This window comes from Pseudomonas sp. CG7, assembly GCF_023701885.1.
In the GTDB taxonomy this organism is placed as follows: Bacteria; Pseudomonadota; Gammaproteobacteria; order Pseudomonadales; family Pseudomonadaceae; genus Aquipseudomonas; species Aquipseudomonas zanjanensis.
This window is the reverse complement of sequence record NZ_JABAEE010000116.1, coordinates 1-14343: the sequence shown is the minus strand read 5'-3', so window position 1 is coordinate 14343 and position 14343 is coordinate 1. Positions and strand designations below refer to the sequence as shown.

At 61.8% G+C, this 14343-nt stretch carries 14 protein-coding genes and 1 pseudogene; 11 read left to right on the top strand and 4 right to left on the bottom strand.

What is annotated here, in order from left to right; genetic code table 11:
• Positions 1 to 196: 196 nt before the first annotated feature.
• From HGO40_RS28395 to HGO40_RS30590, 3 genes and pseudogenes are all read right to left on the bottom strand, one after another.
• On the bottom strand, positions 197 to 1672 hold the full coding sequence (locus HGO40_RS28395; RefSeq protein ID WP_250965746.1) for an inorganic phosphate transporter: 1476 nt from the start codon (positions 1670 to 1672) through the stop codon (positions 197 to 199).
• A gap of 371 nt (positions 1673 to 2043) precedes the next feature.
• A pseudogene (locus tag HGO40_RS28390) lies at positions 2044 to 2238 on the bottom strand (hypothetical protein); the annotation flags it as partial.
• A 96-nt stretch (positions 2239 to 2334) separates the two neighbouring features.
• A complete protein-coding gene (locus HGO40_RS30590) occupies positions 2335 to 2457 on the bottom strand; it encodes a hypothetical protein (protein WP_284739249.1) in 123 nt (40 codons plus the stop codon).
• Between the two features lie 350 nt (positions 2458 to 2807).
• Between HGO40_RS30590 and pcaR the strand changes: the two genes are divergently transcribed.
• From pcaR to pcaC, 11 genes are all read left to right on the top strand, one after another.
• Positions 2808 to 3650: a pca regulon transcriptional regulator PcaR gene (pcaR, locus tag HGO40_RS28385; protein WP_250965745.1), complete on the top strand. Its 843-nt coding sequence runs from the start codon at positions 2808 to 2810 to the stop codon at positions 3648 to 3650.
• Between the two features lie 141 nt (positions 3651 to 3791).
• Positions 3792 to 5138: a 4-hydroxybenzoate transporter PcaK gene (gene pcaK, locus HGO40_RS28380; RefSeq protein WP_250965744.1), complete on the top strand. Its 1347-nt coding sequence runs from the start codon at positions 3792 to 3794 to the stop codon at positions 5136 to 5138.
• A gap of 312 nt (positions 5139 to 5450) precedes the next feature.
• On the top strand, positions 5451 to 6311 hold the full coding sequence (locus HGO40_RS28375; RefSeq protein ID WP_250965743.1) for a CoA transferase subunit A: 861 nt from the start codon (positions 5451 to 5453) through the stop codon (positions 6309 to 6311).
• Positions 6308 to 7087: a CoA-transferase subunit beta gene (locus tag HGO40_RS28370; protein ID WP_250965742.1), complete on the top strand. Its 780-nt coding sequence runs from the start codon at positions 6308 to 6310 to the stop codon at positions 7085 to 7087. The genes HGO40_RS28375 and HGO40_RS28370 overlap by 4 nt, the downstream gene beginning before the upstream one ends.
• Positions 7084 to 8289 (top strand): 3-oxoadipyl-CoA thiolase, encoded by a 1206-nt coding sequence (gene pcaF / locus HGO40_RS28365; protein ID WP_250965741.1) that lies wholly within the window; start codon positions 7084 to 7086, stop codon positions 8287 to 8289. Before HGO40_RS28370 ends, pcaF begins: the two co-directional genes overlap by 4 nt.
• A gap of 38 nt (positions 8290 to 8327) precedes the next feature.
• Entirely contained in the window at positions 8328 to 9032 is a 705-nt protein-coding gene (pcaH, locus tag HGO40_RS28360; RefSeq protein WP_250965740.1) for a protocatechuate 3,4-dioxygenase subunit beta, read from the top strand.
• Position 9033: 1 nt separating this feature from the next.
• Positions 9034 to 9600: a protocatechuate 3,4-dioxygenase subunit alpha gene (pcaG, locus tag HGO40_RS28355; protein WP_250965739.1), complete on the top strand. Its 567-nt coding sequence runs from the start codon at positions 9034 to 9036 to the stop codon at positions 9598 to 9600.
• Between the two features lie 316 nt (positions 9601 to 9916).
• Complete coding sequence (locus HGO40_RS28350; protein ID WP_250965738.1) at positions 9917 to 11212, top strand: MFS family transporter; 1296 nt, start codon at positions 9917 to 9919, stop codon at positions 11210 to 11212.
• Positions 11213 to 11356: 144 nt separating this feature from the next.
• Positions 11357 to 12721 carry a 3-carboxy-cis,cis-muconate cycloisomerase gene (locus HGO40_RS28345; protein WP_250965737.1) on the top strand — a complete coding sequence of 455 codons (1365 nt, stop codon included), beginning with the start codon at positions 11357 to 11359 and terminating at the stop codon, positions 12719 to 12721.
• Between the two features lie 12 nt (positions 12722 to 12733).
• Positions 12734 to 13534 (top strand): 3-oxoadipate enol-lactonase, encoded by an 801-nt coding sequence (gene pcaD, locus HGO40_RS28340; protein WP_250965736.1) that lies wholly within the window; start codon positions 12734 to 12736, stop codon positions 13532 to 13534.
• A gap of 10 nt (positions 13535 to 13544) precedes the next feature.
• Positions 13545 to 13937, top strand: coding sequence for a 4-carboxymuconolactone decarboxylase (gene pcaC / locus HGO40_RS28335; RefSeq protein WP_030142291.1), 393 nt, complete (start codon positions 13545 to 13547; stop codon positions 13935 to 13937).
• 205 nt (positions 13938 to 14142) lie between these two features.
• On the opposite strand, the gene HGO40_RS28330 is transcribed toward pcaC, so the two are convergent.
• Positions 14143 to 14343 (bottom strand): OprD family outer membrane porin (locus HGO40_RS28330; protein ID WP_250965735.1); only part of this gene is annotated, 201 nt, incomplete at its 5' end.

The window sequence follows — 14343 nt, the reverse complement described above, 5'->3', positions numbered from 1 at the left end:
TTATTAACAGATACGGCGCCCCGCGAGAGCTCCTCTATACACTTCGCCGGCTTCTTCAGATGTGTATATCACAGAGTCTATGCAGTGGCTGACCCGACGCTTTCGCGAGCAAGCCCGCTCCCACAAGTTGCTCAGTGTTAGGCATAAAAAAAGGTGCGACCCGCAAGGGTTGCACCTTTTTTGTGAGCCGCTGGAATCAGCTGCCGATGGCCTTGGACGCCAGCCAGAACAGCGCCGCCGACAGTGCCACCGTCGCTGGCAGGGTCAGTACCCAGGCCAGCAGGATGGTGCGTACGGTGCCGCCTTGCAGGCCGCTCTTGTTAGCGACCATGGTGCCCGCCACGCCGGAAGACAGCACGTGAGTAGTAGAAACCGGCAGGCTGAAGATATTCGCCGCGCCGATCATGCACGCGGTGGTGATCTGCGCCGACATACCTTGCGCATAGGTCATGCCTTGTTTGCCGATCTTCTCGCCGATGGTCAGCACCACACGCTTCCAGCCGACCATGGTGCCCAGGCCCAGTGCCAGCGCGACTGCCAGGATCACCCAGAACGGGGCGTACTCGGTGGTGGCGGTCAGGTCCTTGCGCAGCTTGTTCAAGTCATCTTTTTCGCGAGCTGCCAAGCCTGGCAACTTGCCTACCTTCTTCGCCGTGTCGTCCAGGCAGAGCAGGTAGCGACGAACCTCGATGCGTCGTTCCGACGGCAGCGAATGGTAGTCCGCCACGCCTTTGAGCGTGTCGAGCAGGGCATTGATGGTCGGCTCGGTCTGCTGCGGGGTGCAGCGGAATTTCTCGGGCAGATCGCCGTTCACGCTTTTGCCCAGCGCCAGGTATTCACCCAGGGACTCGTGGTTGCGTTGGTAGAACTGGCTCAGGTGCAAGGTTGCGTCACGGGTCCGCTCGATCTGGTAGGTGGTGCTGCCCAGATCCAGTACGAACTGCGCCGGCACGATACCGATCAGCACCAGCATGATCAGGCCGATACCTTTCTGGCCATCGTTGGAACCGTGGACAAAGCTGACGGCCATGGCCGAGATCACCAGTACCAGGCGGTTCCAGAACGGCGGGTGTTTCTTGTCGTCGATCTGGCGGCGCTGTTCCGGCGTCTTGTGCATCTTCGACAGCGGACGCCACCATTTCAGGCCGATCAGCACCAGGGCGGCGATCAGGAACCCGGCCATGGGCGAGAACACCAGGGAAGCGCCGATATCGATCGCCTTCTGCCAGTTCACCCCGTCGGCCAACGGGATATCGTTGATCAGCGCGTTGGCCAGACCCACGCCGAGGATCGAACCGATCAATGTGTGGGAACTGGATGCCGGGATACCGAAGTACCAGGTGCCCAGGTTCCAGGTGATGGCCGCTGCGAGCAGCGAAAACACCATGGCCAGCCCGTGTCCGGTGTTCACATTGATCAGCAGCTCCACGGGCAACAGGTGAACGATGGCGTACGCCACCCCCACGCCGCCCAGCAACACACCGAGAAAGTTGAACACACCGGAAAAGAACACCGCCAGGTGAGGCGGCATGGCTTTGGTGTAGATAACAGTGGCAACCGCGTTAGCGGTGTCATGAAAGCCGTTGATGAACTCGAAGGCGAGGACAAAAGCCAGGGCGAGCAAGAGGCTCACAAGCACCCAAGCATCCAGTCCGCTGAATAAATCGATCATGAAGGTTTTCTGACCCGGTCATAAGGGGGCGCGATTATGCCAGAAAACCTCGGTAATCGATGCACTGCCTGCTCATCGGTAACATTCTTCAACGAAAATAATTGTAGGACAGCCCCAAGCGCCAGGTTTGCCGCGGGTTGCGTAACCCTTTGAATCAGGGGCGCAAAGCACACTTGGCCAGGATCACGGCAAGCTGAATGATGCCGTGAGCGGTTGTATGAAATTTCTGAAAAGGAGGTCGGCCATGACCCTTCCCGACCGTCGGGCAGGAGCGGATGGCGGCCCGCTCATGGCGGGCGTGCGCTACGGATTCCAGCCTGGGTGGCGGCCGGAAACCTCTTCACAGGAACCTCGGGCGCTGAGCGGCACTGCTCTTCGGCTTTGAGTTCCTTTTCCATTTTCTGGAGTTCTTGGGTGAAGGCCTGGTCCTGAACGGTGGCGCGCTTACGCCAGGGTTTGCGTTCCGGTTCAGGTTGCGCGGCGTAGGTGGTGACTTCCCCGCCGTAAACTTCCTTGTAACGTTGTTCCTGGCGCTCAAGTTCCGCGCGCAGTTCGTCTTTCGTCACAGTTTTACCTAAATTAATTGAAGTTGAATCTGGTGATACGCACTGCATGTGGACATGCAGACGGCCACGGCACCAGAGCTGACAGCTGACGTAGCATCAGGGCTTCGCGTTGTTGCCAAACAGGGGAAGCGACCATAACGGCGCTTCGGGCACCAGGGTAATGACCACGGCGCCTGCGTACGGGAACGGTCGATTGGCCGTACCGTCACTGTTTTGCATTATAGCGGCCCAGCCGAATAACACTATCGGGAAAATTAAAAGGTGCTGTTGTTGTGTGAACTCATGTTTGTATGTGCAACTTGTATCACCGCGTGCAAAAAGGTCGGCGAGTACCGCTATCCAGATGCCATTCACGCCGACAAGTTCAATTGGCCCACGCCTTCACGCCAGACAAAATCATTGTTTCCTGCAACTTAACTCAACGGTGTTCGCAGCGGGAGCCATTCGATAGCTGACCCGATTGCGATTATCGGTCGACGGTTCGATAATCGAACGTTCTCGGCCGGCGGCCCTTGCTTGCCCATCGGGCAGCCGCTTGAATAGCCGTCATTCCCGGGGAAGGATCAAACATGAACGACCAATTGCGCAATGCCTTCACTTCCGTCGCGCCACCGATCGTCGCCTCGCCGGCCAAGCGGATCCAGGCCTTGACTGGTAACCCCGACTTCATGACGTCCTTGGCTCGCGGTTTGGCCGTGGTCCAGGCCTTCCAGGAACGCAAGCGGCACCTGACCATCGCCCAGATCAGCCACCGCACGGAAATTCCCCGCGCCGCTGTCAGGCGTTGCCTGCATACCTTGATCAAGCTGGGCTACGCCACCACGGACGGGCGCACCTATTCGCTGCTGCCCAAAGTGTTGACCCTCGGTCACGCCTATCTGTCTTCCACACCCTTGGCCGTTTCTGCCCAGCCGTACCTGGACCGCATGAGCGAGCAACTGCACGAAGCCTGCAACATGGCCACGCTCGAAGGCGACGACATTCTCTATATCGCCCGCTCCGCGACCACCCAGCGCCTGATTTCGGTGGACCTTTCGGTGGGCGGGCGCCTGCCAGCCTATTGCACCTCCATGGGCAGGATTCTCCTGGCGGCCCTGGATGATGCGTCGTTGCGCGACTACCTCGACCACGCCGACCTGCAGGCCAAGACCAGCCGCACCTTGCACACACCTGAGGCTTTGCTCGAGTGCCTGCAACAGGTGCGGCAGCAGGGCTGGTGCATCGTCGACCAGGAACTGGAACAGGGTCTGCGTTCGATTGCCGTACCGGTGTACGACGCTTCCGGTCAAGTAGTGGCCGCGCTAAACGTCAGTACCCATGCCGGGCGGGTCAGCCGCAATGAGCTGGAGCAACGCTTCCTGCCTGGCCTGCTGGGGGCCAGTCGCGACCTGAGCGCGCAGCTGTTCACTTAAGCTGTTCGATAAACGCACACAGTCGGCGGCGATGAATTGACGGTATTTGCCCGGCCTCATTAATGTCGCGCAGCGTCATCCGGCGTGTGTCGCCGGGTCTCCGTTCGTCCGCCTGCGTTTTTCGCTTGGAATAAAAATAAAATGAACCAGCCCCAGATCTCCGTAGGCAATTGCCTCGATGTGCAGTCCTTCATCAATACCCAGCCCATATCGCGTTATCAGTGGCGGGTGGTGATTCTGTGTTTCCTGATTGTATTCCTCGACGGCCTCGATACGGCCGCGATGGGTTTCATCGCCCCGGCGTTGTCCCAGGATTGGGGCATCGATCGCGCCAGCCTCGGCCCGGTAATGAGTGCCGCGCTGATCGGCATGGGGTGCGGCGCACTGGGTTCAGGGCCGTTGGCTGACCGCTTCGGGCGAAAAGTCGTACTGGTGGGCGCGGTCGTGCTGTTCGGCGCGTTCAGCCTGGCCTCGGCCTACAGCACCAACGTCGATCAATTGCTGGTATTGCGGTTCTTGACCGGCCTGGGCTTGGGCGCCGGGATGCCGAACGCCACCACTTTGCTCTCGGAGTACACCCCGGAACGCAAGAAATCGCTGTTGGTGACTAGTATGTTCTGTGGCTTCAACCTGGGCATGGCGGGCGGCGGGTTCATCTCCGCCAAGTTGATCCCGGCCTTCGGTTGGCACAGCCTGCTGCTGATCGGCGGGGTGCTGCCGTTGATCCTGGCGGTCGTGTTGCTGTTCTGGCTGCCGGAGTCGGCGCGTTACCTGGTGGTGCGCAATCGCGGCACCGATAAAGTGCGCAAGACCCTGGCGCCGATCGAGCCGCACACGGTTGCCCAAGCGGCGAGCTTCAGCGTACCGGAACAGAAAACCGTCAAGGCCCGCAACGTGCTGGCGGTGATTTTCTCCGGCACCTACAGCGCCGGCACCTTGCTGCTGTGGCTGACCTATTTCATGGGCCTGGTGATTGTCTACCTGTTGACCAGTTGGCTGCCGACCTTGATGCGCGACAGCGGCGCGAGCATGGAACATGCCGCGTTTATCGGCGCGTTGTTTGAATTCGGCGGCGTATTGAGCGCTGTGTTTGTCGGTTGGGCGATGGACCGATTCAATCCGCACAAGGTCATCGGCCTTTTCTATCTGATGGCCGGGGTGTTTGCCTACGCGGTGGGGCAGAGCCTGGGCAACATCACCGTGCTCGCCACCCTGGTGCTGGTGGCCGGCATGTGTGTCAACGGCGCGCAATCGGCGATGCCTTCCCTGGCGGCGCGTTTCTACCCGACCCAGGGCCGGGCCACCGGGGTCTCGTGGATGCTGGGCATCGGTCGTTTCGGCGCGATCCTCGGCGCCTGGATGGGCGCCACACTGCTGGGGCTGGGCTGGAACTTTGAACAGGTCCTGACGGCGCTGGTTATTCCTGCGGCGCTGGCGACCACGGCGGTGGTGATCAAGGGCATGGTCAGTCATGCGGATGCGACCTGAGCTGTTCACCTGCACGAAACCCTGAGTCCACACCTGTGGCGAGGGAGCTTGCTCCCGCTGGGGCGCGAAGCGGCCCTCTATATTAGGGCTGCTACGCAGCCCAGCGGGAGCAAGCTCCCTCGCCACGGGTTCCACCTGTTTTCGATGTGAGGGCAAATCGATAGCCAAACAACAATCTGTTCGATAAACGAACACTCAGTCGATTATCGGATTGTTTTGCCGTCATCCCGAAGCTTAATCTTCAGTCACTCCGGCGCTTAACCTCGCGCCTTTTTCTTCATGTCGGTCTACTGGATAACGGGAGCCTGCCCCATGGCTGAAATCCTTTCGCTGCACGACGCGGTGAAGCAATTCGTCAATGACGGCGATACCGTCGCGCTCGAAGGCTTCACTCACCTGATTCCTACGGCGGCGGGTCATGAAATCATTCGTCAGGGCAAGAACGATCTGACCCTGGTGCGCATGACGCCTGACCTGATCTATGACCAGTTGATCGGCGCCGGTTGTGCTCGCAAGTTGATTTTCTCCTGGGGCGGCAACCCTGGCGTCGGGTCGTTGCACCGCTTGCGCGATGCCGTGGAGAAACAATGGCCACACCCGCTGGAGATCGAGGAACACAGCCACGCCGACCTGGCCAATGCCTACGTCGCTGGCGCTTCCGGCCTGCCGTTCGCAGTGTTGCGGGCCTACGCCGGTTCTGACCTGCCGAAGGTCAACCCGCTGATCAAGAGCGTGACCTGTCCCTTCACCGGTGAAGTCCTGGCCGCCGTGCCTTCGGTGCGCCCGGACGTCACGGTGATCCATGCCCAGAAAGCCGACCGCAAGGGCAACGTGTTGCTATGGGGCATCCTCGGTGTGCAGAAAGAAGCTGCCCTGGCCGCCAAGCGTTGCATCGTCACAGTGGAAGAAATCGTCGATGACCTGAACGCGCCGATGAACGCCTGCGTGCTGCCGACCTGGGCGTTGAGCGCCGTGTGCCATGTCCCCGGCGGTGCCCATCCGTCCTACGCCCACGGCTACACCGAGCGTGACAACCGTTTCTACCAGGCGTGGGACCCGATCGCCCGGGACCGTGAGACCTTTACCGCATGGATCAACGAATACATTCACGGCACTCGAGACTTCAGTGAATTCCAGGCCCGGCTGGCAGCCGCTTCGCAGGTGAAACCATGAACTACTCCACCAACGAAATGATGACCGTCGCCGCTGCGCGTCGCTTGAAGAACAATGCCGTGTGCTTCGTCGGCATCGGCCTGCCGTCGAAAGCGGCCAACCTGGCGCGGCTGACCTCGTCGCCGGACGTCGTGCTGATCTACGAATCGGGTCCGATCGGTGCCAAGCCCAGCGTACTGCCGCTGTCCATCGGCGACGGTGAGCTGGCGGAAACCGCGGACACTGTCGTACCGACCGGTGAGATTTTTCGCTACTGGCTGCAGGGCGGGCGTATCGATGTCGGTTTCCTTGGCGCGGCCCAGGTCGACCGTTTTGGCAACATCAACACCACGGTGGTGGGCGACTACCATCAGCCGAAAGTCCGCTTGCCGGGTGCCGGTGGCGCGCCGGAAATCGCCGGTTCCGCCAAAAGCGTGTTGATCATCCTCAAGCAGTCGGCGCGTTCGTTTGTCGACAAGCTGGATTTCATCACCTCGGTGGGCCATGGCGAAGGCGGTGATTCGCGCAAGCGTCTTGGCCTGCCGGGGGCGGGGCCCGTGGGCATCATCACCGATTTGTGCATCATGGAACCGGAAGCCGGCAGCCATGAATTCGTGGTCACCGCGCTGCACCCCGGCGTGACCCGCGAGCAAGTCATTGCGGCCACCGGGTGGGCGATTCGTTTCGCCGACCAGGTGCAAACCACCGCCGAGCCGACCGAGGGGGAGTTGCGCGCACTGCGCGACCTGGAAGCTCGCACCGCGGCGGCCCACGGCCAGGCACCGGGAGAAGCTTGATGCGCGACGTGTATATCTGTGATGCGATTCGAACCCCGATCGGTCGGTTTGGCGGCGGTTTGTCTGCCGTGCGCGCCGATGACCTGGCCGCTGTGCCGATCAAGGCGCTGATGGAACGCAATCCATCGGTGGACTGGAATGCGGTGGATGAGGTGTTCCTCGGCTGTGCCAACCAGGCCGGCGAAGACAACCGCAACGTGGCGCGCATGGCGCTGTTGTTGGCGGGCCTGCCGGAAAGCATTCCCGGCGTGACCCTCAATCGCCTTTGCGCCTCGGGCATGGACGCCATCGGCACCGCGTTCCGCGCCATTGCCAGCGGCGAGATGGAACTGGCCATCGCTGGCGGCGTGGAGTCGATGTCTCGGGCGCCGTTCGTGATGGGCAAGGCCGACGCCGCGTTTTCCCGCAACATGAAGCTGGAAGACACCACCATCGGCTGGCGTTTCATCATCCCATTGATGAAAGCCCAGTACGGCGTGGACGCGATGCCGCAGACTGCCGATAACGTGGCCGATGACTACGCCGTGTCCCGCGCCGACCAGGACGCTTTCGCCTTGCGCAGCCAACAGCGAACGGCGGCGGCCCAGGCGGCAGGTTTTTTCGCCGAAGAAATCGTGCCGGTGCGCATCACTCATAAAAAAGGCGAAACCGTGGTCGAACAGGACGAGCACCCGCGCGCCGACACCACGCTGGAAACCTTGGGCAAACTCAAACCGGTCAATGGCCCTGACAAGACCGTCACCGCCGGCAACGCTTCGGGTGTCAACGACGGCGCGGCCGCCTTGATCCTGGCGTCGGCCGAAGCGGTGAAAAAACATGGCCTGACGCCTCGGGGCAAAGTGTTGGGCATGGCCAGCGCCGGCGTCGCGCCACGGGTGATGGGCATTGGCCCGGTGCCGGCAGTGCGCAAGCTCACTGAACGCCTGGGCCTGGCGGTCGCGGATTTCGATGTGATCGAACTCAATGAAGCCTTTGCCAGCCAGGGCCTGGCGGTGCTGCGGGACTTGGGGCTGGCGGACGATGCGCCGCAGGTCAACCCGAACGGCGGCGCTATCGCCCTCGGCCATCCACTGGGCATGAGCGGGGCGCGCTTGGTGATGACGGCGTTGCACCATTTGGAAAAGACCGGCGGCAAGAAAGGCCTGGCGACCATGTGCGTCGGCGTCGGCCAGGGTCTGGCATTGGCCATCGAACGCGTCTGACGCGTCGCTCTACTAATAAGAAAACCGAGGAATGCTTCATGACTGACAAGCCTGGTTATCGTCGCCCCCAAGCGGGCACCCAGCCGGAGTATCTGCACCCGCCTTACCAGTCCACCAACCTGCGCTCGCCGTCCAAGCCGTTGGTGTTCCTGCCCCATTCGCTGTCGGAAATTACCGGCCCGACGGTAGGCGCCGACCGCTTGCAGGAAAAGGACCACGACCTGACCGCCCAGCATGCCGGCGAGCCACTGGGGGAGCGGATCATTATTCACGGGCGGGTGCTGGATGAGCACGGCCAGCCGGTGTCCGGCATCCTGGTGGAAATCTGGCAGGCCAACGCCGCCGGCCGCTATAACCATGACCGTGACGACCATGACGCGCCGCTGGACCCGAACTTCACCGGCACCGGTCGCACCGTGACCGATGCCGACGGCTGGTATCAGTTCCAGACCATCAAGCCCGGCGCTTATCCGTGGGGCAACCATCACAACGCCTGGCGCCCGGCGCATATCCATTTCTCACTGTTCGGGCCGAGCATCCTGACGCGCCTGGTGACGCAGATGTATTTCCCGGGCGATCCCTTGCTGGAATACGACCCGATCTACAACTGCGTGCCGGACACCCGCGCCAAGGAGCGCCTGATCGCCCGGTTCGACCTGGAAAAAACCGTCCCTCACTACGCCCTCGGTTACCGCTGGGACATCGTCTTGCGCGGCCGCGATGCCACGCCGATGGAGAAATAAGATGACGCTCGCCGCCCCCACGTCCCATACCGTTGGCCCTTACTACCACATCGGCCTGACCTGGCTGAACCGCGAAGACCTGACCGTTGCCCAAACCCTTGGCCAACGTGTGGCAATCACCGGGCAGGTGGTCGACGGTAATGGCCAGTTCGTCAACGACGCGATGCTGGAAGTCTGGCAGGCCAACGCCGCCGGCAAATACGCCCACCCGGAAGACGACCAGGACAAGCCCCTGGACCCGCACTTCGAGGGCTTCGGTCGAGTGCCGGTGGATGCCGAAGGGCGCTTCCGCTTCGCCACCATCAAGCCGGGCACTGTGCCAGGGCTGGGCGGTGCGACCCAGGCGCCGCATCTGGTCGTGCTGGTGTTCGCACGTGGGCTGGTCAAGCATTTGCTGACACGCATCTACTTTGACGGCGAGCAGGCCAACGAAGCTGACCCGCTGTTGGCCTGCGTGCCCGAGGAGCGCCGCGGCACCCTCGTCGCCAAGCCCGATGCGTCGGGCGTGTACCAGTGGAACGTGATCCTGCAGGGCACGGACGCCGAGACGGTGTTCTTCGATTACTGAGTGATGGGCGATTTTGTGGCGAGGGAGCTTGCTCCCGCTCGGCTTTGTAGGAGCTGGCGAAGCCTGCGATCTTTTGATCTTTCACTTGAAACTCGAGTGATTGGGAAAAGATCGCAGCCTCGCTTCGCTCGACAGCTCCTACGGGCGCAAGCCAGCGGGAGCAAGCTCCCTCGCCACAGAGAAGATGCAACCCTGTGGGACCGAGCTTGCTCGCGATGGCCGCAGTACAGGCACTACACGTCGAAAAACTGTTTGTGGAACGGGAGTGTTACGAAGTGTGTCTAGACTTCGTCAGCCCCCAACGAGTGAATAACCCATGACCATCCCAATCAGCCACTACACCGGTGAAGAACGCAGCAAGCGCATCTTCGCCATCGTCGGTGCTTCATCCGGCAACCTGGTCGAATGGTTCGACTTCTACGTCTATGCATTCTGTGCGATTTATTTCGCGCCGGCGTTCTTCCCCTCGGACAACCCGACGGTGCAACTGGTCAACACGGCCGGTGTGTTCGCCGCCGGGTTCCTGATGCGGCCCATCGGCGGTTGGATTTTCGGTCGGGTGGCGGATCGCCACGGGCGCAAGAATTCGATGATGATCTCGGTGCTGATGATGTGCTTCGGCTCGTTGCTCATCGCCTGCCTGCCCACCTACAAGGACATCGGCGTCTGGGCGCCGGTGCTGCTGTTGTTCGCGCGCTTGCTGCAAGGCCTGTCGGTGGGCGGCGAATACGGCACTACCGCCACCTACATGAGCGAAGTGGCCCTCAAGGGCCAGCGCGGCTTTTTCGCCTCGTTCCAGTACGTGACGCTGATTGGCGGGCAGCTGCTGGCGGTGTCGCTGGTGGTGGTCCTGCAACAGTTTCTCAACGAGGACGAACTGCGTGCCTACGGTTGGCGAATTCCGTTCGTGGTAGGCGCCGCGGCGGCGTTGATTTCCCTGCTCCTGCGGCGTTCCCTGAAAGAAACCAGCAGCAAGGAAATGCGCGAGAACAAGGACGCCGGCAGCATCGCCGCGCTGTTTCGCGACCACAAGGCGGCGTTTATCACCGTGCTCGGCTACACCGCCGGTGGTTCGCTGATTTTCTACACCTTCACCACCTACATGCAGAAATACCTGGTGAACACCGCGGGCCTGCATGCCAAGACCGCCAGCTACATCATGACCGGCGCGCTGTTCCTCTATATGTGCATGCAACCGCTGTTCGGCATGCTGGCGGACAAGATCGGCCGGCGTAACTCCATGCTTTGGTTCGGTGGCCTGGGAGCGTTGTGCACGGTGCCGATCCTGTTGACGCTCAAAAGCATCAGCAGCCCGTTCCTGGCGTTTGTCCTGATTACGTTGGCGCTGGCGATCGTCAGTTTCTATACCTCCATCAGCGGCCTGGTGAAAGCCGAAATGTTTCCACCTGAAGTGCGGGCACTGGGAGTAGGGTTGGCTTACGCGGTGGCCAATGCGATTTTTGGCGGATCGGCCGAATACGTCGCCTTGAGCCTGAAGGCCCAGGGCATGGAAAACGCCTTTTATTGGTATGTCACGGTGATGATGGGGGTGGCGTTCCTGTTCAGCCTGCGCCTGCCCAAGCAGCCGGCGTATTTGCACCATGACCTGTGAGTGGTGAACCGAAGGCCCGTTAGATTCATTGTGGCGAGGGAGCTTGCTCCCGCTGGGCTGCGCAGCAGCCCTATCTTGTGAGCGCTTCGCACTCAAGCGGGAGCGATCTCTGGCCAAAGGCATCCATTTTTCGAAGGACTGTTTATGAGCGAACGACCGGGCAATCAGCTGTTCGATGCCTACTTCACCGCCCGCGACATGCGCGAGGTGTTCTGCGATGCAGGGCGGGTGCAGGCCATGCTGGACGTCGAGGCCGCATTGGCCCGGGCCCAAGCGCGAGTGGGATTGATCCCCCAGGCCGCGGTGGCGCCGATCGAGAACGCCTGCCGTGCCCAGTTGTACGACTTTGGCGCGTTGAGCGAAGCGATTGCCAGTGCCGGCAACTCGGCGATCCCGCTGGTGAAGGCATTGGGCAAGCGCATCGCCACCGAGAGCGCCGAGGCCGAACGCTACGTGCACCTGGGCGCCACCAGCCAGGACGTGATGGACAGCGGATTGGTGCTGCAACTGCGCCGAGCGTTGGACTTGATCGAGGCAGAGCTGGCGCAACTGGCCGCGACCCTGGCCCGACAAGCCGAACGCTACGCCGCCACACCGCTGGCCGGGCGCACCTGGTTGCAACACGCAACCCCGGTAACCCTGGGCATGAAGATCGCCGGTTGGCTGGGGGCGATCACCCGCAGTCGCCAACGCTTGCGGGAACTCACGCCGCGTTTGCTGGTGCTGCAATTCGGCGGCGCCTCCGGAACGCTCGCCGCCTTGGGGGAACAGGCGCTGCCGGTCGCCGAAGCCCTGGCCGCCGAGTTGCAACTGAACCTGCCGGAGCAACCGTGGCACACCCAGCGCGATCGCCTGGTGGAGTTCGGCGCGGTGCTAGGGTTGATCGCCGGCAGCCTGGGCAAATTGGGGCGCGACATCAGCCTGTTGATGCAGACCGAGGCCGGTGAAGCCTTCGAACCTTCTGCACCGGGCAAGGGCGGTTCGTCGACGATGCCGCACAAGCGCAACCCGGTGGGCGCGGCGGTGCTGATCGGCGCGGCGACACGAGTGCCTGGCCTGTTGTCGACGCTGTTCAGCGCCATGCCTCAGGAACACGAGCGCAGCCTGGGCCTGTGGCACGCCGAATGGGAAACCCTGCCGGAGATCTGCTGCCTGGTCTCCGGCGCCTTGCAACAGGCGCGACTGCTGGCCGAAGGGCTGGAAGTGGACACGGCGCGCATGGCCCGCAACCTGGAACTGACCCAGGGGTTGGTGCTGGCCGAAGCGGTGAGCAGCGTCCTGGCCCAGCGGGTTGGCCGTGACACCGCCCATCATCTGCTGGAGCAATGCTGCAAGCGCGCCGTGGCCGAACAGCGGCATTTGCGCGCTGTGCTGGGAGACGAACCCCAGGTCAACGCGCAGTTATCCGCCACCGAGCTCGACCATCTGCTCGACCCGGCCCACTACCTCGGCCAGGCCCAGACCTGGGTTGCCCGAGCCGTGGCCGAACACCTTGCCTTGAATGCCTGAAAGGAGATTGTTGTGGGATTCGTCAAACTCGCCGAGGGCGATCTGAACTACCGATTGGACGGGCCGCAAGACGCCCCGGTGCTGGTGCTCTCCAACTCCCTGGGCACCGACCTGCACATGTGGGATGAGCAGATCCCGGCCTTCAGCGAACATTTTCGCGTGCTGCGTTTCGACACCCGTGGTCATGGCCAGTCGCTGGTGACCGAAGGCCCCTACAGCATTGAACAGCTGGGTCGCGATGTGCTGGCGATGCTTGATCAGTTGAAGATCGACAAGGTGCATTTCTGCGGCTTGTCGATGGGGGGCTTGATCGGTCAATGGCTGGGCATCAATGCCAGTGAACGCTTGCACAAACTGGTGGTGTGCAACACCGCGGCCAAGATCGGCGACCCGTCGATGTGGAACCCGCGCATCGAAACCGTGCTGCGTGACGGCAAGGATGCGATGGTGGCGTTGCGCGATGCGTCGATTGCCCGCTGGTTTACCCCCGACTTTGCCGAGGCCCAGCCTGCGACGGCAAAAAAAATCACTGAGATGCTGGCCGCGACCTCGCCCCAGGGTTATGCCGCCAACTGCGCGGCGGTGCGTGATGCCGATTTTCGCGAGCAGTTATCATCGATTCGCGTGCCGCTGCTGGTGATCGCCGGCACCGAAGATGCGGTGACGCCACCGTCGGGTGGGCACTTTATCCAAGAGCGCGTCAATGGCGCCGAGTACGCCGAGTTCCATGCCGCGCACCTGTCCAACGTCCAGGCCGGTGCTGCGTTCAGTGCGCGGGTCTTGGATTTCCTGCTTGATTCTGGCCGTGCCTGAGGAGTTTCCTGTGGACGAGAAACAACGTTACGACGAAGGCATGCAAGTACGCCGCGCGGTGCTGGGCGATGCCCATGTCGATCGCAGCCTCAATGCCCTGACCGAGTTCAACAGCGAATTCCAGGAGATGATCACCCGCCACGCCTGGGGCGACATCTGGACCCGCCCGGGCCTGCCGCGCCATACCCGCAGCCTGATTACTATCGCCATGCTGATCGGCATGAACCGCAATGAAGAGCTCAAGCTGCACCTGCGCGCCGCCGCCAACAATGGCGTAAGCCGCAGCGAGATCAAGGAAGTGATCATGCAGAGCGCCATTTACTGCGGCATTCCGGCGGCCAATGCCACCTTCCACCTGGCCGAATCCGTCTGGGATGAGCTGGGTGTCGAATCGCGGGGTTAGGACATACCTCGATTCCTGTGGGAGCCCTTGCTCGCGAAAGCGGTGTGTCAGTTTTCGAAGATACTGAATGTGCCGTCGTCTTCGCGAGCAGGCTCGCTCCCACACTGATCTCCAGCGGCCATTGAATCTGCGCCCACCGCCAATTCCCTGTGGGAGCGAGCTTGCTCGCGATGACGGTGGTACAGCCTCCATCCATATTCAGCTTTTACAACAAACCGATCGGATAGCTGACGATCAACCGGTTCTCATCGAATTCATTGGTGCTGTAATCCCGGCGCATCGTCGAGTTACGCCATTTCACATTCCGGCTTTTCAGCACACCGCTCTGCACGGTGTAGGCCAGTTCACTTTCGCGGCCCCATTCCTTGCCGTCATCGACGGTGGCGGTGTGAACGTTGTCACCGCT

Excerpts from the sequence above, each read along its gene's own strand:
- HGO40_RS28350 (WP_250965738.1), top strand. The coding sequence starts at position 9,917 with ATGACCATCCCAATCAGCCACTACACCGGTGAAGAACGCAGCAAGCGC.
- pcaK (WP_250965744.1), top strand. The coding sequence starts at position 3,792 with ATGAACCAGCCCCAGATCTCCGTAGGCAATTGCCTCGATGTGCAGTCC.
- HGO40_RS28395 (WP_250965746.1), bottom strand. The coding sequence starts at position 1,672 with ATGATCGATTTATTCAGCGGACTGGATGCTTGGGTGCTTGTGAGCCTC.
- HGO40_RS28345 (WP_250965737.1), top strand. The coding sequence starts at position 11,357 with ATGAGCGAACGACCGGGCAATCAGCTGTTCGATGCCTACTTCACCGCC.
- HGO40_RS28370 (WP_250965742.1), top strand. The coding sequence starts at position 6,308 with ATGAACTACTCCACCAACGAAATGATGACCGTCGCCGCTGCGCGTCGC.
- HGO40_RS30590 (WP_284739249.1), bottom strand. The coding sequence starts at position 2,457 with ATGCAAAACAGTGACGGTACGGCCAATCGACCGTTCCCGTACGCAGGC.
- pcaH (WP_250965740.1), top strand. The coding sequence starts at position 8,328 with ATGACTGACAAGCCTGGTTATCGTCGCCCCCAAGCGGGCACCCAGCCG.
- pcaR (WP_250965745.1), top strand. The coding sequence starts at position 2,808 with ATGAACGACCAATTGCGCAATGCCTTCACTTCCGTCGCGCCACCGATC.
- pcaG (WP_250965739.1), top strand. The coding sequence starts at position 9,034 with ATGACGCTCGCCGCCCCCACGTCCCATACCGTTGGCCCTTACTACCAC.
- HGO40_RS28375 (WP_250965743.1), top strand. The coding sequence starts at position 5,451 with ATGGCTGAAATCCTTTCGCTGCACGACGCGGTGAAGCAATTCGTCAAT.